Source organism: Paenibacillus sp. FSL P2-0121, assembly GCF_037975345.1.
Taxonomy (GTDB): domain Bacteria; phylum Bacillota; class Bacilli; order Paenibacillales; family Paenibacillaceae; genus Paenibacillus_AQ; species Paenibacillus_AQ odorifer.
On record NZ_CP150245.1, the window covers coordinates 3,305,691 to 3,325,061 of the forward strand.

A 19,371-nucleotide genomic window follows, 5' to 3' on the forward strand; every position below is an offset into this window, starting at 1 on the left:
TATGGCTAATATTTATAAGAGCTTAACCGATCTGATCGGAAATACACCGTTATTAGAGATTTCAAAGTATAGTAAAACCCAAAACGTAGAAGCAAGGGTTCTTGCCAAGCTGGAATCTTTTAATCCTGCAGGTAGTGTTAAAGATCGTATTGGATATGCAATGATCAAAGATGCGGAAGAGAGAGGTCTCATTAATAAAGATTCTGTCATTATTGAGCCTACTAGTGGAAACACTGGGATAGGACTTGCTTTTGCAGCTGCTAGCTTAGGGTATTCACTGATCATCGTCCTACCAGATACATTTAGTATTGAACGCCGTAAATTAATGCTGGCATTAGGTGCTGAGCTTGTGTTAACACCGGGAACTGAAGGAATGAGCGGAGCTGTAAGAAAGGCAGAACAATTAGCTGCGGAAATTCCAAATTCATTTATTCCCCAACAATTCAGCAATCCTGCGAACCCGGAAATACACAGAACGACTACAGCAGAGGAGATTTGGCGGGATACCGATGGAGATGTTGATATTTTCATAGCGGGTGTTGGTTCTGGAGGCACTATCTCGGGTGTTGGGAAAGCGTTGAAAGAAAAGAACCCCGCAGTCCAAATTGTCGCCATCGAGCCGTTTGACTCTCCTGTTTTATCAGGAGGCCGTCCTAAGGGACATGGGATTCAGGGCATTGGAGCAAACTTTATTCCTGAGAATTACGATAATGAAGTAGTGGATGAGATTTTTCAGGTGAAAAATGATGATGCCTATAGCGTATCACGTGCACTTGCGCGAACAGAAGGATTGCTGGTGGGTATCTCCTCCGGAGCAGCTGTTTACGCAGCTACACAAATCGCTAAGCGTCCTGAGAATAAGGACAAGACCATCGTGGTGATTCTGCCGGATACCGGTGAACGTTACTTAACCACTACGCTGTTTGATTTTTAACGGAACATGAGCGCTAGATCCAAGGAATCGGCTTTAAAAAGCAAGTAAAAGGTTCAGCTATAGGCTGAGCCTTTTTGTTGTTGGAGTATTGGCTGTATATCTCCAGATAACGGGTACCTCAAGTAACTAAGAAGTTTAAGAGGGATTCAAAAACTCCCATTATTTCAAGTAGCTAAGAAGTTTAAGGGGGATTCCAAAACCCCATTTTTCTCAGTAGCTAAGGAAGTTCAGTGTGTTACGGACCGTATTGCAGCTATTTCGCCATTTAATCTCATTTTGCTGCGTTATCGGACTGAATAGCACTTATTGGCCAACATTTGCGGATAAGTGGTGTGGTTTTGAGCAAATAGCTGCAACTGAGTCCGATAGCCTGCCGCAAACGCTCAAATAAACAGAATAACGTCTCCTGAGTCCGATGAATCGGCGAAAAGTGTGTTATCCAGTAGCAGGATTCCAAAACTCCAATGTACCTCAAGTAACTAAGAAGTTTAAGAAGGATCCAAAACTCCCATTATTTCAAGTAACTAAGAGAGTTCAGTGTGTTACGGACCGTATTGCAGCTATTTCAGCATTTCAGCTCATTTTGCCGAGGTATCGGACTGTATAGCACTTATTGGCCAACATTTGCGGATAAGTGGTGTGGTTTTAAGTAAATAGCTGCAACTGAGTCCGATAGCCTGCCGCAAACCCGCAAATGAACAAAATAACGACTCCTGAGTCCGATCCATCGGCGAAAAGTGTGTTATCCAGCAGGGGATTCCAAAACTCCCATTATCTCAAGTAGCTAAGAGAGTTCAGTGTGTTACGGACCGTATTGCAGCTATTTCGCCATTTAATCTCATTTTGCTGCGTTATCGGACTGTATAGCACTTATTGGCCAACATTTGTGGATAAACAGTGTGGTTTTGAGTAAATAGCTGCAACTGAGTCCGATAGTCTGCCGCAAACGCTCAAATAAACAGAATAACGTCTCCTGAGTCCGATGAATCGGCGAAAAGTATGTTATCTCAGTAGGGAATTCCAAATCTCCAATGATCTTGAGTGTGATCCATCAACACAACACGATGATTGCCCCTAAAGCGACTTGCACGCCTCAAATCACCCGCCTCACAAACTCTAAGCGTTTTTTCCTGTTGTGTAATTTCCAGTTTAGAATAAAATGGAACTATTCCGCTAACCGCGCGTAACCGATAAATAAGAGAGATAATGATAGATCAGGAGGTACATATGAACACGAGAACTCTAAAAATACTGCTACATACCACACTTGCTGCCTTATTGTTAAGTGTATTGCTTTTGCCGGCTGTAAGTTTAGCCAAAACTGCTGTACCTAAGCATACAGGGTCATTTTATGTGAATGATTTTGCGAATGTGATTGACGAGAAAGCAGAGAATTACATGGTGAACTACGGCATTCGATTACATCAGGCTACTGGAGCTCAAGTTGTGCTTGTAACTGTGGATTCAACTGAAGGGGTTTCGATGGAAGAGTATGCAAAATCGCTTTTCAATAGCTGGGGTGTGGGGGCTGCGGATAAAAATAATGGTCTCCTGCTGCTGCTCTCTATAAAAGATGATGATTATTGGGCGGTACAAGGTAAAGGTATAGAGGAATCATTGCCTAACAGTAAGATTAAAGAGATTCTTTCACAATATCTTGAGCCGGATTTCGCAGCTAAAACATACAGTAATGGTGCTAGGAAGACGTATGGAGCTTTTATTCAAGCTATGGGTGGCACTTGGGCAGAAAATGTTGGCACCAAAAATTACGTATCCGATAATGCGGGTGTGCTCAAAAAAGTAACTAAAGACTATCTGAACGATTCCAGCAACAGATATAAAACAACAACCGGAAGTGGAATTTATGTGGTCACCGTAAAAAATGCTGGAGATAAAACATTGCAGGACTATACTTATATGAAGTTTGCTTCGGTAGGTGCGGGTCCTAAGGATGTTATGCTGGTATTGGACATAGGCGGAGACAACTATCATGTTCTACAAGGCAAGGATATCGACAAGGTTTTAACCAATGAGGCTATTAGTAATATTTTAAATACCGTGCTTGAACCCCAATTTGTGAAAAAAGATTACGGTACGGGAGCTACAACGACAGTTAATTCGTTCTACAGTTTCTTGTTAGCGAGAGCGGATCATCCGCAAGGAGTTACTGGAAACAACGGAAACAATGTTAATCCTGGAACTACAACGAACTCTGGTTCTTCCTCTACTACAGCTACAAGTGGAGGTGAGGCGGTTAGTAAAAGCAAGGCTTTTCTAATTTTCTCAGCGATTTTTGGTTCGCTTATCTTATTTGGATTTACTGCTTCACGACGCAATAGATATATAGAAATGTATGGTTTGCCATTTAATCCATATAGCCAAAGGAATATACGCCGTTATGGTCCTTGGCATGGTCAAGCGGATTACGGTTATGGCAGACGCTGGCACAGACGTTATTATCATCACCACCATAGGAATACAAACAATTCGCAATCAAGTTTCTGGGGAAACAGTGGTGGCGGAGGCTCTACTAACGGTGGCGGTGCAGGACGGTATTCCTCAAGCAACGAGAACCATGGTGGTGGAGGTTCCAGCAGTGGTGGAGGAGCAGGAAGACATTCTTCAAGCTCATCCAGCCGCAGCTACTCAGATGATGATAGAGGCTCATCAGGTGGTGGCGGTTATTCCGGCGGTGGTGGCTCATCAGGCGGCGGCGGTAGCGCTAGCAGCGGCGGTGGAGTAGGAAGACATTAGATTTTGTTTAGCTTTAGATGAGCAGGTAGCCAAGATATTGGAAACCTGCTCGTTTTTTTGTTTTTGAATGCTGACTATTACTCAAACAGAAACTTTTAACGAAAATCATCGTCTATGATAAGGACGAGTTGTACATATTATCAAATTAGTAATATTTAGGGAGGAATACTCAGAAGTGAGCACTTCATCATTACCTCAACGTTCCAATGCACGCAATAAGAAACCTGTAAAGAAACCAATAAAAAAGCGGAAGAAACGGAGTTTTTTTCGCACCTTATCCAAAGTTTTTTTATTCTGCTTATTCTTAATGATCGCTGCTGGTGGATGGCTTTATTTTGCACCCTCGGCTCAGAACTTACGTTATACAATCGCAGATACGTTAATTACAACACAACATCGCTATATGGCTAAATATATTATAGGTGAAGATCAACTGAAGGACCGGGTAACCGAATATACCGCCCGCTTTGAAGAGATGGGGGACGAAATAGATACACATACGATCGCTCCCGAACCTGAGGTGGTAGAGAAGCCGCTTGTCGAGATTGAGAATGTCTCAGGCAGTGGCTATACCGGATATGTAATGATTGTTAATGATCCAACCAAAGTCCGACTAGGAATACCTAATAAGATTGGTTCAGGTGAAAAAGTAACCAGTATGGTGAAGCGTACAGGCGCTATCGCTGGAGTTAACGGTGGTGGGTTCGCTGATCCGAACTGGAAAGGTAACGGGTTTAAACCCATAGGAATTGTAGTCTCACAAGGTAAGTTATATTACAACGGTCTTGGCGGTAAAAAATCTACACAGATTGTTGGTCTTGATAAACAAGGAAAAATGGTTGCCGGGAATTATACGCTAGATGAGATTAGTAAAATGGGGGTTCAGGAGGCAGTTACTTTTAGCCCGCGGCTAATCGTCAATGGCAAAGGATTGATTAAGAATGCAGCAGAAGGTTGGGGGATTGCACCTAGAACAGCAATGGGTCAGCGGGCAGATGGCGCTATTATTTTTGTGGTAATTGACGGACGACAGCCTACTTATAGTATTGGAGCGAATCTCTATGATGTGCAGCAAATTTTGCTTAAGCATGGAGCTGTGATAGCGGCTAATCTGGATGGTGGATCTTCTACGGTACTAGTAAAAGATAATGAGATTATGAATAAACCCTCATCCCAATATGGTGAGCGGTATTTGCCTACAGCTTTTTTAGTTTTTGAGCATCCAGAACAGGTTGATATGCCAAATATCTGGAAAGGACTAGATCCTGCCAAGATTGATGCTGGGAAAAAGAGAACACAATAAGTACGCGTTATTGGGCACATAATAAGGATTATCTTGGAATGAGATGTGTATTTATGCTACGATATCAGCTAGTATGAAACAGAATGTAGTACGAATAGGTCTGGAACAGGGGGAATAGGAGTGACGTTGCAGCAGCTCCGCTACGCTATCGAAATTGCAAATAGTGGCTCCATGAATGAGGCGGCAAAGAAACTCTTTGTTTCTCAACCGAGCCTGTCCAACGCTATTAAAGAGCTTGAAAATGAACTTGGGATTACCATCTTTGAAAGGACGAACCGTGGAATCAGCATTTCTGTAGAAGGAATGGAATTTCTCGGATATGCCCGTCAAATCATTGAACAAACAGAGCTTATGGAGAATCGTTATACTGGGAAAAAGCGTAGCCCAATCTATTTTTCCATTTCGACTCAGCATTATGCTTTTGTGGTAGATGCTTTTGTGAGTCTCATGAAGCAAAGTGATGTCTCAGAGTACAACTTCAGCTTGAGAGAGACGCAAACCTACGACATCATCGAAGATGTGCGTACTCTCCGTAGCGATTTGGGGATTCTTTATATTAACGAGAGCAACTATAAGCATATGAATAAGCTGTTCAGTGACGGTAATCTGAAATTCACGCCACTCTTTAATACTGACCCACATCTTTATGTTAGAACTGGACATCCGCTTGCCCAGAAGGAAAGGATCTCGCAGGACGATATTTTACCTTTTCCGTATATTACTTTTGAACAGGGTGAGAACAATTCACTTCACTTCTCGGAGGAAATGTTAAGTTTTTCTCAGATTGAGAAGAATATTAAAGTGAATGACCGGGCAACCTTGACCAATTTATTAATGGGCACGGACGGTTATACAGTGGGTACAGGAATCATGGCATCCGATCTGAACGGTAATGGACTGAAGACGATTCCATTTGAGAGTAATGAAGTATTCACGGTTGGTTGGATTGCGCATAAAGATCGTAGACCTAGTGTGATGGCATCCAAGTATATAGAAATCTTAAATGACTTGGTTTCCGGAAGTTATTTTGATCTAAATCATTTTTTACTATAGCTGTAGGAGGATCGGTATGATTAGACCCGTAACTGGCACCCAGAGAAATGCTCCACCCTTTCGCTATGATATCGTCGGCAGCTTCTTGCGTACGGAAGAGATTAAAGCAGCCCGCCTCCAATATGAGAATGGTGAAATTACAGGTAGTGAGCTTTATGAAATAGAGAATATTGAGATTGCTAAACTACTGGAATTAGAAAAGGAAGTAGGATTATTAGCAGTAACAGATGGTGAGTTTCGCCGTTCCTGGTGGCATCTTGATTTCTTTGTCGGAATTAAAGGAACTGAAAAGATTAACTTAAATCAAGGGAATGGAAGAGCGGAAACGGTTCAGCGTGCAGAATCATTCCGAATTGTTGACCGGATTTCCTTTGAAGATCATCCCATGCTACAGCAATTTATAAAGCTCAAGGAAATGGCGGGAGACCGGTTACCCAAAATGACGATCCCTTCACCTGCCCTATTTCACTTTGTGGAGGAGTTTAATGGAAATGAAGTTTACCCTGATAAGGAAACTCTATTTCAAGATATCATCGCGGTTTACCAAACTGCGATTCAAGCCTTTTACGATGCAGGCTGCCGTTATCTTCAGTTAGACGACACAACTTGGGGAACGCTGAGCAGTGGCCGACATCGCGCCCATTTACGAAGTAGAGGTACAGATCCCGATCAGTTAGCAAAGGATTACGTTAGGCTGATCAATGAGAGTATTGCGAATCGTCCGCATGATATGACCATTGCGCTGCACGTTTGCCGAGGTAATTTTCGCTCCACTTGGTTCGCTGCTGGCGGTTATGAGCCTGTTGCCGAGGTGCTTTTTTCCAATACAAAAGTTGATGCCTTTTTCTTGGAATATGATAATGAACGAGCTGGCGATTTCGAGCCCTTACGATTTATTAAAGACCAATTTGTAGTGTTGGGATTAGTGACAACTAAACATGGGGGTCTGGAGAGTAAAGAGCAGCTTAAGGCAAGAATCGAAGAAGCCGCGCAATATGTAGATATTGAGAAGCTGTGCCTAAGCCCTCAGTGTGGATTTGCTTCTACGGAGGAAGGAAATATTCTAACTGAAGAAGAGCAGTGGGATAAAATACGCCTTGTGATCGAAACCGCCCGAGAGGTCTGGTTATAATTAAATAAGCTAATTTGGTGGCCTGCTATAGCGTAAGCTTATGGTAGGCCATAGTTTTTAGGAGTTACCCTGTCCTGATTGTACAGTGCTATAGTGAATTCAACAGAAAAGCACAGACAATAAAGGAGGACGAACCCCTATGAGTACCATCCAAAAAGGAAAACAAAGAACTGAAGTGCCATTCAGAGTAGATATCGTTGGCAGCTTCTTACGTCCGGAAACGATTAAGAGAGCTCGTGTCCAATATCAAAATAATGAAATCTCCGCTGATGAATTGCGCAAGGTAGAAGATACAGAGATTGCCAGAGTTGTGAAAAAACAAAAAGCGATTGGATTAAAAGGTGTAACGGATGGAGAGTTCCGCCGCTCCTGGTGGCATTTAGATTTTATGTGGGGCCTTGAAGGGGTAACAAAGAAAGTCAGCCCAGTGGGCTACCTGTTTAATGGTGTAGAGACCAGAGCGGAAACTGCAGAATTATCCGGTAAAATCCGTGGGACTAACCATCCAATGATCGCTGACTACAAACAATTGGTTAGCATAGCGGGAAATGATGTAGTAGCGCGCCAAACGATTCCTTCGCCAGCGCAGTTCCTTGCTGAACTTCAGCGCAATCAAAAGACTACTGTAGCTGTTTACGACAAGCAGGATGAACTTGTGGCTGATATTGCTGCAGCTTATCGTGAAGTTATTCGCGATTTCTATGAGGCAGGTTGCCGTAATCTGCAATTGGACGACTGCACATGGGGTATGCTCTGTGATAAAGGATATTGGGAAGCCCGTCAAAAAGAGGGTGTAGATGTTAACGAAATCGCTAAGCTATACGCATTTGTAAATAACGAAGCGATTAAAGATCATCCAGCAGATATGGTTATCACGATGCATGTATGCCGTGGGAACTACGCGTCCACTTGGGCAGCATCCGGCGGATACGAGCCTATCGCAGAAGTGTTATTTGGAACGGTAGATGTAGATGGTTTCTATCTGGAGTTCGATACGGATCGGGCCGGAGACTTTGCACCCCTTAGATTTATTAAAGATCAGCAAGTGGTTTTAGGTTTGTTCAGTTCGAAGTCAGGTGAGCTTGAGAATAAAGAAGAAATCATTGGACGGATTAAAGAAGCTTCGCAATATGTGGATATCAATCAGTTGTGCCTGAGCCCACAATGTGGTTTTGCCTCTACGGAAGAAGGAAACCATCTGACAGATCAACAGCAATGGGATAAACTGCAGTTTATTAAAGAGATTGCAGATGAAATTTGGCAGTAATCTATAAAAAATTAGCAGGCTCCTGATTGAATCAGGGGCCTTTTTCTATCTGTATTGTGACAGCTTAGAGGATTAACCTACTACTGCACTTTACTAGAGCTATCGAAGAAGGGTATAATAAGTAACAATTGTTTTTAATTCATGTTGAAAGAGAGCGGGAACAATATGGGTCGTAAGTGGAATAATATTAAAGAAAAGAAAGCTTCCAAAGACGCAAACACTAGTCGTGTTTATGCAAAGTTTGGTGTTGAGATTTATGTAGCAGCAAAGAAGGGTGAACCCGATCCAGAAGCGAACCGGGCCCTGAAAGTTGTATTAGAACGTGCAAAAACTTACAATGTACCAAAAGCGATCATTGACCGTGCGCTTGATAAGGCTAAAGGTAGCGCTGAAGAAAATTATGAAGAGCTTCGTTATGAAGGATTTGGACCTAGCGGTTCAATGATCATCGTTGATGCGCTCACAAATAACGTTAATCGGACAGCTCCATTGATCCGTTCAACCTTCAGTAAGAATGGCGGAAATATGGGTGTCAGCGGATCAGTAGCTTACATGTTTGACTCTACGGCCGTTATAGGTGTGGAAGGTAAAACTGCTGATGAAGTAATTGAAATGATGTTTGATGCAGAACTTGATGTACGCGATGTGCTGGAAGAGGATGATGCAGTTATTGTTTATGCAGAGCCTGATCAGTTCAATGCAGTGCAAGAAGTATTCAAGAATGCAGGCATCACTGAATTTACTGTTGCTGAGTTAAACATGCTTCCACAAAACTATGTGGCACTCCCAGAAGATGCTCAAGCTCAATTCGAGAAATTGATTGATGCTTTGGAAGACCTGGAAGATGTTCAACAAGTGTATCATAACGTAGATTCAGAAGAAGAATAATTTAAGTTTTATAAAGGGCGATGGAGTTCGCCGTAACTGTCTCTCTGAGACTAATGACTCCTACCAGTGCGAGCTTCCCTGGTAGGAGTCTGTTTTATTGTTGAGACTAATTTATTTTGTCCTTAGGAGCTGTCGAGATGAATCCATGGTCTACCCGATGGTTTGAAATCACTAAGAAGCGAAGTTATTTTGCTCTTTGGAGTACATTTATCAAATGGATTGTGCTCGGCAGTGTAGTTGGTATTTTATCCGGCACCGCCTCTGCTTTTTTTCTAAAAAGCTTGGATTACGTAACAGATGTACGTTTAGAGCATCCAGGGCTACTTTATTTGTTGCCTCTTGGGGGAGTATTTGTTAGTTTCCTATATATGCGTTACGGAAAAAACAGCGCTAAAGGAAATAACCTTATTATAGAACAAATTCAGGATGGTAACGAGACCATTCCATTACGGATGGCACCCTTAGTATTGTTCGGGACACTGGTAACCCACTTATTTGGTGGATCCGCTGGGCGTGAAGGGACAGCTGTTCAAATGGGCGGAAGCCTTGCGGAATGGTTCGGAAAGCTGATTAAAATCAGTCCTCTGGATCGTAAGATACTGTTAATGTGCGGGATCAGTGCAGGCTTTGGTTCTATTTTCGGAACACCGCTGGCTGGAACCTTATTTGGTCTAGAGGTAGTAACCATTGGACTTATTAGCCAACAGGCATTACTTCCATGTTTTGTGGCTAGCTTTGTTGGTGATCTGGTCACCACTCGATTGTGGGGTGTTCATCATACACACTATGTAGTGAATGAATTTCCAGCTTTAAGTTTAATGATTATTCTAAAAGTGGTATTGGCCTCTGTAATTTTTGGTCTCGTGAGTATGCTTTTCAGTGAACTGACTCATTTTCTAAAAAGAATCTTCACCGCCAGGATAAGCAATCCAATGATAAAAGGTGCCGTAGGTGGATTAATTATCATTGCCTTAGTATTCCTTGTAGGGTCTCGTGATTACTTAGGCCTCGGAATTCCATTAATCAAGGATTCTTTTGAGGGAGATGTCTCGCCGTTCGCTTTTTTATGGAAGCTGATCTTTACCGCCTTTACCTTAGGAACAGGATTTCAGGGTGGTGAGGTTACTCCGTTATTTACGATTGGTGCCACACTAGGCAATGCTTTGGCTGGAATATTACATTTGTATGGACCCTTTTTAGCTGCCCTCGGTTTTATTGCTGTCTTCTGTGGAGCTACTAGCACGCCTATCGCTTGCTTCTTAATGGGGATCGAGCTGTTTGGTTCGGAAGGAGCCATATACATGTTTATCGCTTGTGTGGTGAGTTATTTATTCTCCGGACATAGTAGTATTTATACTTCACAGCTTATTGGTGTATCGAAGAGCCAGTTCATTACTATTCCTCAAGGGACTAGGATCGGTACGGTCAAACGCGCCCGCAAAAAATAACAGCACCTCTCGGATGGTGGTTGACAAGTGCGGATACACGATTTAAAATGTAGCCAAACGAAGGGATGGTTCAACATGATTCATGTGGAAACTGAAAAATTATATACCAGAAGCTGCTCCGAACAATCGGATACAAACGATGAAACGTTGTCCGGAGCTTAATCAAAAAGCGAATCGCTTTTTATATCATCGAAAGATAGCTAGGTCATTTTAGTGTGATTATTCATGCTTATTTGATTACGCCATCTTCCGATGTTAATGATTAAGAGGCTGTAGACAATTTTCGTCTACAGCCTTTTGTGTTTATAATGTTCAGTTTCCAAACTGACAATTATCTATTTGTGCCGTCTATTTGTGCACTAATAAGCAGAAGGCTTGCGCCCAAGGGCGCGGTGTCTTCTGCTTTTTTTGTGCTTAAAAACAATTATAGAAAAGAGGAAAGCAATTGAGTTTACTCGAGGTTTCTAATGTATCACATGCTTTTGGAGATAAAGTGCTGTATAAACAGGTTTTTTTGGAAGTCTACAAAGGGGAGCATGTAGGTGTAGTGGGTCAGAATGGAACAGGGAAAAGCACATTGATTGGTATTCTGACGGGCGAGGTGATTCCTGATGGTGGAACGATTAAATGGCAGCCCAATATCAAAATAGGTCATCTTGATCAATACGCGGTTATTGATGGGTCAAGTACCGTTCAAAGTTATTTAAGGAGAGCGTTCACTGAATTATACGAAATGGAAGAAAAGATGAATGCACTTTATGCGGAATGTGCTGTTACTGGCAATGAAGTGCTTTTGCAGAAGGCAGCAGACCTTCAGGAACGACTTGAGGCGCTCGACTATTATTCTATCGAGAGCAATATCAGTAAAGTGGTTACGGGGCTAGGATTAAATGCAATGGGGATGGACCGTCCTATTGATCAGCTTAGTGGGGGGCAGCGAACCAAAGTTATATTGGCAAAGCTGTTGCTTGAACAACCTGATGTGTTATTGCTCGACGAGCCCACCAATTATCTCGACACCACGCATATTAACTGGCTTGCTGAATATCTGATAGCGTTCGATCAAGCCTTCATTGTGGTCTCTCATAACTACACTTTTCTCGATAAAATATCAACAAGCATTTGCGATATTGAAGGGGAAACGATTAAAAAATATCATGGCAAATATGCTGATTTTTTGAGACAGAAGGAGCATTTTCGCGAAAGCCATATCCGGCAGTACCATGCACAGCAGAAAAAAATTGAAGCCACTGAGCAATATATCCGGAAAAATGGTGCTGGTGTTAATTCTAGAATTGCCCGTGGCCGTCAGAAGCAGCTGGATCGTATGGAGAGAATCGCTGCACCGACGTTTGTCACTAAAGCATCTATCCGTTTTCAAGAGCTTCCTGTTAATGCACAAGTTGCGCTTAGAGTAGACCATCTTGTGGTTGGTTACGATAAGCCGCTGCTGCCAAAATTAACATTTTCCATTCGAGGAGGACAAAAGATAGTCATAGCAGGCTTTAACGGCATAGGAAAATCAACATTGCTGAAAACATTAGTTGGTCAAATCCCCAGTGTTGACGGGGCATTCCGCTTTGCCGAACAAGTCTCTATTGGTTACTACGAGCAAGATTTAATTTGGGAAAACGATAACATGACACCTATAGAAATCGTCGCATCGTTTTATCCAAAATTGACTATTAAGGAAATACGTCGTCATCTAGCATTATGTGTTGTAAAAGATAGTCACGTTACACAGCCTATCCGTACACTCAGCGGTGGCGAACAATCCAAAGTTAAGCTGTGTCTTTTATTGCTTACAGCATGTAATTTCTTAATCTTAGATGAGCCCACTAATCACTTAGATGCCGAAACAAAAGATGCTTTACAGAATGCTTTAATCCAATTTAAAGGTACAGTGATTCTAGTTTCTCATGAGGAGCAATTTTATCAAGGGTGGGTGGATCGTGTAATCAATATTGTGGATGAAAATAGAAATAGAGAACTAAAGTATAGCCATAGATAAGGTTAACTAGTAACATAAAGTTGTTCCAAATTAATACAATCGTCTTCAAATGGCTTCCTGGTTTAAGTGAATATTAAGGAGGGCTCCAATCAGACATGTACATTAATAAATCTTCGTTAGCTCAGTTTGCTCAGGGCAATAAGACCTCAGATGTGACCATGGATAGATATCTTACACAATATTTAGATCTTTACGATAAGGTAGAACCACACGTGCGTGCTTTTGTGCCAGAGGAGAACCGAGCAGATAGAATAAAAAATGAAGTGGCTAGGGTAAAAGAGAAGTATTCGGAATTTCCTAAACCATCGCTATATGGAATACCTGTTGGAATCAAAGATTTAATTCACTTAGACGGGTTGCCTACCTGTGCAGGGTCGAACCTTCCCCCACAAGCTTTGACGAAGTCTGAGGGCAGTTTTATTCAAAAGCTTCGGCAAAAAGGGGTTTGGTTCACCGGCAAAACAGTGACGGAGGAATTTGCTTATGCCGGACCTATCACAACCCGCAATCCTCATCAGCTGGATCATACGCCTGGCGGCTCTAGTGCAGGCTCTGCTGCTGCGGTTGCCGCGGGTATCTGTCCATTTGCGATAGGTACACAAACCTTGCGTTCTGTTATGGCACCTGCTTCATTTTGCGGAGTGGTCGGCTTTAAACCTAGTTATGCGCGTATCCCTATAGATGGTGTCCAATTGATGTCGCCATCTTTTGATACGTTTGGATTTTTCACTCAGGATATGGAGGGTATGGACTTTCTCGCCGCGGAGCTAGTAACAGAATGGAAACCATTTAATGAAGCTCGTAAACCTGTGCTAGGGATACCCGAAGGTGTATACATGACATTATTGGAGGATGACACCAAGATAACCTTTCAGAAGCAGCTTAAGAAGCTTGAGGAAGCAGGGTTCAGCATAAAAACAGTTGCGATGCCGTGGGAAGATAGCTTTATCTACGGAGATGCCATGGTGCGGTTTGTTCACGGAGAAATGGCGCAAGTCCATCATTCACTATTTGATATTTATAAAGATCTTTATGAGGATACCGTACGGCAGGCTATTTTATCTGGACGAACCATCACTGAGGAAGAACTGGAAGGATATCGTAGCGGACAAATCAAGCTCAGAAATGATCTATTAGATGTGCAGAAGTCACAGGGGATTGATCTGTGGGTTTCGCCGGCTCAGGCAGGAACAGCTCCGCTGTGGGGTTCACGAACCGGATGGACCGGAATGACGGCCATTTGGTCATATGCTGGAGCGCCTGCGGTGAGTATTCCAGCTGCCTCTATAAACAACATGCCATTAGGATTTCAATGTATCGGGGCATATGGTAGGGATGAAGAGTTAATTTATTGGAGTAAAGTGGTTTCTTTAGCGCTTCAGTGATTCTATGGCTTTAGAAATGGATCAATTGTTGTATTTTGTTCTAAAACGTAATCGGTAGATTACACAGTAGGTCTTCGTTTTATTTGAAGATCTACTTTTTTTTGTATAAAGTGAGAGTTTTTTTAATAGGGATCGTCTATATAGTATCGTGCTTCAAGGAGGCTTCAGGGTGAAGGGACATGTACCGAAAGTTGAAAAAGAGGATGAGAGGCTATGGATCCAAAATGTTCTCGATGGACATAAAGAAGACTATTCGTATCTTGTAAATCGATATAAGAATAAAATTTATGGGCTTTTGCGAGGAATGGGAGCCAATCATCAAGATGCACAAGACATAACGCAGGAGACGTTTATTAAAGCTTACCGCAAGTTGGCCTCACATGATTTGGATAAGAATTTTGCGGCGTGGCTATATGCTATCGCGACTAATTTACTGAAGGATTTGTGGAAAAAAGACCGACCGACAGCGAGTTTGCCGGACGACAATGCCGAACATTCTCTTTCGGATAATCCAGAAGAAGAATTAATGCGATCGGAGCATCGCACAGAGCTGCTTCACCTGATGCAGAAGCTCCCGTCTAATTATCGTACGGCTTTACTGCTTCGTTATACCAATGATTTAAGCTATGAAGAAATGTGTATGGTTCTAGATGTTCCATTAAGCAAGATTCAAAATGATTTATACCGGGCTAAACAGCGTTTGAAGCAGCTAATTACACTCCAGGAGGTGAAGACCGATGAGGTGCTTAAATTCCTATGAGATCGAAGAATATATTTTAAGCAAATCTATCTTACGAGATCAATCCGTAGCTGAACATATGGCAACTTGTACGCATTGTAATATGATCTACGAAGCAGAGCTTGAAGAACAAGCTGAATGGTCGCAGGCTATGTATGAAGAGCGCTTACCAGATTCATTTACTGCTCAAGTAATGGCTTCTTTGGAACAAGTAGAGCTTGAGGAATTTACTCCAACACAAAGGAATCGTAAGCATCCGAAGCGCAATAAGTTGCTGAGATTATTTATGGGTGCGGCGTTGTTACTGGTTGTGCTAAGTGCCGTGATCTTATATTCCGTTCCTACACTGGCAGAGACTTTACGTTCTCTTTTTGTAAAAAACAACATGGACATTGGCCTTCTACGAGCACAAGAATTTGGGTTGGTAGAGCATCCTAATATTAAGGTGAAGGATAAGGGCTACACAATCAAAATAGATGAAGCAGTGGCAGATCCTACACGGGTAATTGTTGCGTTACAGTTGTTTGGACCAGATGGAAAGCATGATAAAAAGCGGTTGGCCCTTAATGATGGGAACAGTATTGCGATTAAGGATGATCAAGGGAAGGTTGTTGGGGAGTTATACGATATAGGATTTACCAGTGACTTTTACTATTTGATCGCTAATTTCACTGAACCTCTGCAAACTGATCGAATTACGGTCGAAGGTCATATTACTGAATTGGGAAGTGAACGCAAGAACATCCCTACTCTTAAAGGCGATTGGAATTTCAATTTTTCTATGGATATGACAGAAGCGAATAAACAAACAACCTCCATGCCACTAACGGGTAGCTACACCTCCCCGGACGGTTTAACTGTGACCTTGAAAAAATTAACTCATATGGTGCAAGGTGTTCGTTTTGAGTTTGATACGCAATTGAGTGAACAGGCATTGACCCGTTCTCCTGGCGAACTATGGAAGCAACAGGGCTTGAAATTCCATTTTGAGGATACAGCAGGAGAAGAGATTCACAGTGTTAATGCTAGAAAGTTTCCTAATAAGAATAGCGTTATGTCCTACTCTAACCTTCCCGGGGCAACAAAGGGACTTATGCACTGGAGCTATACGTTTAAATATTTACCTCAGGATACGCCTTATACTTTCGTATTGGATGGATATTTCATCCCAGAGAAGGATGGTTCTAGTGTACGATTTGAGCCTGCCAAGTTGAAAGAACAGCCGATTCCCTTTGTATTTGACGGGGATGAACTGATGTTAAATGATTTTACAGTGGAGTCATCTCCCGATAACAATGTATCAGCGAAGGAAGGTGTATTACATTTTAGAGGAAGATTAAGAAATGAGTTTTTAAATAGTGAATGGATATTTAAGACACTAGATGGCAAGGAGTACAAACTCACTGAACAAGGAGCTTTTACTACTAAAGGGGTAGGATGGAAAGATGGTTATATTGAATTTATCGAGTCTCAGTCAAATAATCAAAAGATATATTTCCAATTCCGTGCCGATGGCCTTACACAAATTCCCGAGCAGCTTCAATTAGTGCGCACGATAAACAATCGAATGTATACTAATGTAGACTGGTCCGTTCCTATCATGGAAGCTAGCAAAAAAGAGTAAATATAGTTATTTGGTTTCCGGATTGTACAAGCAAATAAGGGGGAATAAGCATCTCATATACTATCACAATCGAAAAGAGGTGGTAGTTTATGACTGCTGCAGAGAAGAGAAAAATTCAAAGAGCTTTGAACGCATTGCGTAAGCAAAGAGTGATTCTGAAAGAAAGTCTTAAAAGAATTGAAGCCATTCTTTGCAGGTTGCCTATTGGCAGTCGTGAAAGATTTGAATTGTTAGCAGTAAGAGACTCAATAGTAGAAGCGCTTCGACTAAATGCAATTGCCATTAGAAATTTAAAAGATGCTACTTGTTCTTGTTAATTACCCTAATACCAGTTCTACGCAGTTTTTGCGTGGAGCTGTTTTTTTTGAAATAATAAGATTCAAACTATCCGTTATGATACTATAAACTTAATATGTCGATAACGTAAAAAAGAGAGGAAACCATTTATGACCAACAAACTATACTACAATTCTACATACCAGACTGATTGGCCAACCCGTGTGACTGAAACCATAGAACGAGAAGATGGTCTTTATGTTCTTTTAGAGGAGACGGCTTTTTATCCGCATGGTGGTGGACAACCCTGTGATCTTGGAGCTATTCAGGGAATTCCTGTGCTTGATGTAATCAGTGAGGAAGAGTTTGTACTGCATAAGCTGGAACGTTTACCTAATGAGGAATCGGTAACTTGTCAGATTGATTGGAATAGAAGATTTGACCATATGCAGCAGCATAGTGGCCAGCATTTGCTCTCAGCGGTTTGTCTAGAAAAACATAACTTTATGACCTTAAGCTTTCATTTAGGTGAGGACTATTGCACTATTGATATAGAAGTGCCAGAACTGTCTGCTGATCAACTGTACTCCATAGAGAGAGAAGTTAATCGGCAGATTTACTTAAATCACAATATTCTCAGTTATTTCGTAACAGGGGAAGAGGCTGCACAGCTTAAATTGGTTAAACAGCCAAAAGTGACAGAGAACATCCGGATTGTTGAGATCAAAGATGTTGAATACAACGCTTGTGGGGGGACACATGTGTCCTCAACGGGTGAAATTGGAATGATTAAGCTTTTGAAAGCTGAGAAAATAAAAGCGAACACGCGGATTTATTTTAAATGTGGATATCGTGCTTTAGAGGAATTTAATACTAGTCAGCAAATCCTTGGAACACTGTCTTCCAAATTCAACACAGGTAAAGATGAGATTATTGATCGAATTGAAAAATGGGAAAATGAACAAAAGCTGCTGCAAGCTGAAATTTACCTGCTTAAAGAAAAAAATGACGACTATGTTGTGCAAGAGCTTTTAAATGAGCAAGCGGGAAAGATGATCGCACAAGTATTTGAGGATAAATCTCTAAAAGATCTACAGAGCTTAGCTAAAAAGCTGACTTCGAAATGTGATCTTCCTGTATTATTAGCTACTTCTGCGGAGAATAAGGTTGTTTTTGCGCAGAATGGGAGCACGGAGATTTCCTGTGGAGCTTTTTTCAAAGCTCATCTAGGCAGCTATAATGGTAAAGGCGGGGGCAGCGATAAACTGGCGCAAGCAGGATTCCCAACTTGGGAGGATGCTTTGGCATTTTATGAGTTTGCTAGAGGGTGAGAAGAAACTTTTTCCATTATCTTCCGTCTAATTACATATGATTATAATGTCGAAGGAGACGGATAGATATGAATAAATGGAAGGTAACGCTAGGGATCTTTGCTGTTTTGATTTTAAGTACTGGATATGGATCGGTATCTGCGCAAGCAGACAAGCAAATTCAATTTAACTATAAAGAAATTGGAATCAGCAGTAAACAAGTGATCGCGGAGAATACAACTTTTGTACCCTTGAAATCACTCGCAGATGCTATGGGTTATACGTTATCGTGGGATCAAAAATCCAAAATGGCCAAGCTGGTACGTCCAGAGCGTGAAGTCATCTTCACCGCGGGTACTGCAACGTCAAAAGTGAACGGGGCAGCGATGGCATTAACAAAATCTCCTCGTATCATAAAAGGTTCGTTGTACTTGCCATTGGTCTCTGCAGTCAGTGTACTCGGGGGTAAAACCGCGCTTAATAAAACGGATGGGGTTATCCAAATCGTAGATGAACCTAGATTTGTTGCTGCTTCTGTAGAAGGTAGATCCTATTGGATATCTCAAAAAAACGCTAATTTATATTACCGGGCTACGGCAGCCGGGAAACCAGTAATTATTGGCCAACTACCCCTTAAGGAGTCAGCTTACAATCATGGATTTGAGATTAAAAAACTTGGAAATGGCACGGACTTACTCCAGTTAACGGACAATCACTATGCAATGTTTAATGATTTCAGCAACAGCTATCAGGTATTAGTTCAAGCAGGTACAATAATTAAGCAAATGGATTATCATTATATGATTTCTGCTTATCCACATGCGCCTCAAGTACCTTCCACTCAGGTGTATATGACCGATGGGAAGAATGTTCAGTATATTACTAAGGATGGCGGTTTGGGCAAGTTGTTTGAGATGGAGAAATTAACCGGGGCAACCGGTGATTTCATAGTGGAGTACGCCGCGGAGGATGTGGCACTTGTTCGCTTATTAGATACAACACAATTATATATTGTCTACAGCAGTACAGGAGAAATCGTCAATCTCAGTGAACAACTGATTACTAGTGAGGATCGTAAAGAATGGGATAAAGTAAATGATGACAGAGATCAATACATTCTGAGCAGAATGTTAGGGATGAAAAGCCGTAAGGGGAATGTGCTGACATTCACCTATACGCCAATCCTTGAGGAAAAAGCAAAAACAGTGACATATACACTTCTAGCGAAATAATTCGGAATCACATCA

Annotated in this window: 15 protein-coding genes and 1 riboswitch; all 15 genes read left to right on the forward strand. The window is 41.8% G+C overall.

What is annotated here, in order from left to right; genetic code table 11:
* Window position 1 precedes the first annotated feature (1 nt).
* Entirely contained in the window at window positions 2-934 is a 933-nt protein-coding gene (gene cysK / locus MKY54_RS14740; protein WP_076129370.1) for a cysteine synthase A, read from the forward strand.
* A gap of 1,227 nt (window positions 935-2,161) precedes the next feature.
* Window positions 2,162-3,688 carry a TPM domain-containing protein gene (locus MKY54_RS14745; RefSeq protein ID WP_339190939.1) on the forward strand — a complete coding sequence of 509 codons (1,527 nt, stop codon included), beginning with the start codon at window positions 2,162-2,164 and terminating at the stop codon, window positions 3,686-3,688.
* 175 nt (window positions 3,689-3,863) lie between these two features.
* Complete coding sequence (locus MKY54_RS14750; RefSeq protein WP_076125850.1) at window positions 3,864-4,991, forward strand: phosphodiester glycosidase family protein; 1,128 nt, start codon at window positions 3,864-3,866, stop codon at window positions 4,989-4,991.
* A gap of 120 nt (window positions 4,992-5,111) precedes the next feature.
* Window positions 5,112-6,044, forward strand: a complete 933-nt coding sequence (locus tag MKY54_RS14755) for a LysR family transcriptional regulator (RefSeq protein ID WP_076105621.1) — start codon at window positions 5,112-5,114, stop codon at window positions 6,042-6,044.
* A gap of 16 nt (window positions 6,045-6,060) precedes the next feature.
* Window positions 6,061-7,176 (forward strand): 5-methyltetrahydropteroyltriglutamate--homocysteine S-methyltransferase, encoded by a 1,116-nt coding sequence (locus tag MKY54_RS14760; protein ID WP_076184511.1) that lies wholly within the window; start codon window positions 6,061-6,063, stop codon window positions 7,174-7,176.
* 139 nt (window positions 7,177-7,315) lie between these two features.
* The gene (locus tag MKY54_RS14765) at window positions 7,316-8,443 is read left to right on the forward strand and encodes a 5-methyltetrahydropteroyltriglutamate--homocysteine S-methyltransferase (protein ID WP_339190943.1); all 1,128 of its coding nucleotides are present in this window, start codon (window positions 7,316-7,318) and stop codon (window positions 8,441-8,443) included.
* A gap of 165 nt (window positions 8,444-8,608) precedes the next feature.
* The gene (locus MKY54_RS14770) at window positions 8,609-9,331 is read left to right on the forward strand and encodes a YebC/PmpR family DNA-binding transcriptional regulator (protein WP_036678376.1); all 723 of its coding nucleotides are present in this window, start codon (window positions 8,609-8,611) and stop codon (window positions 9,329-9,331) included.
* A 7-nt stretch (window positions 9,332-9,338) separates the two neighbouring features.
* A riboswitch (Fluoride riboswitch) is annotated at window positions 9,339-9,401 on the forward strand.
* 67 nt (window positions 9,402-9,468) lie between these two features.
* Complete coding sequence (locus MKY54_RS14775) at window positions 9,469-10,779, forward strand: voltage-gated chloride channel family protein (protein ID WP_339190946.1); 1,311 nt, start codon at window positions 9,469-9,471, stop codon at window positions 10,777-10,779.
* Window positions 10,780-11,224: 445 nt separating this feature from the next.
* A complete protein-coding gene (locus MKY54_RS14780) occupies window positions 11,225-12,790 on the forward strand; it encodes an ABC-F family ATP-binding cassette domain-containing protein (RefSeq protein WP_339190949.1) in 1,566 nt (521 codons plus the stop codon).
* Between the two features lie 95 nt (window positions 12,791-12,885).
* Window positions 12,886-14,175 carry an amidase gene (locus MKY54_RS14785; RefSeq protein ID WP_339190952.1) on the forward strand — a complete coding sequence of 430 codons (1,290 nt, stop codon included), beginning with the start codon at window positions 12,886-12,888 and terminating at the stop codon, window positions 14,173-14,175.
* 169 nt (window positions 14,176-14,344) lie between these two features.
* Complete coding sequence (locus MKY54_RS14790) at window positions 14,345-14,935, forward strand: sigma-70 family RNA polymerase sigma factor (RefSeq protein WP_076125840.1); 591 nt, start codon at window positions 14,345-14,347, stop codon at window positions 14,933-14,935.
* Window positions 14,913-16,538: a DUF4179 domain-containing protein gene (locus MKY54_RS14795; RefSeq protein ID WP_339190956.1), complete on the forward strand. Its 1,626-nt coding sequence runs from the start codon at window positions 14,913-14,915 to the stop codon at window positions 16,536-16,538. Before MKY54_RS14790 ends, MKY54_RS14795 begins: the two co-directional genes overlap by 23 nt.
* A gap of 89 nt (window positions 16,539-16,627) precedes the next feature.
* Window positions 16,628-16,855 (forward strand): hypothetical protein, encoded by a 228-nt coding sequence (locus MKY54_RS14800; RefSeq protein ID WP_036678084.1) that lies wholly within the window; start codon window positions 16,628-16,630, stop codon window positions 16,853-16,855.
* A gap of 129 nt (window positions 16,856-16,984) precedes the next feature.
* Window positions 16,985-18,145, forward strand: coding sequence for a DHHA1 domain-containing protein (locus tag MKY54_RS14805; protein ID WP_339190958.1), 1,161 nt, complete (start codon window positions 16,985-16,987; stop codon window positions 18,143-18,145).
* 68 nt (window positions 18,146-18,213) lie between these two features.
* A complete protein-coding gene (locus MKY54_RS14810) occupies window positions 18,214-19,356 on the forward strand; it encodes a copper amine oxidase N-terminal domain-containing protein (protein WP_339190960.1) in 1,143 nt (380 codons plus the stop codon).
* Window positions 19,357-19,371 lie beyond the last annotated feature (15 nt).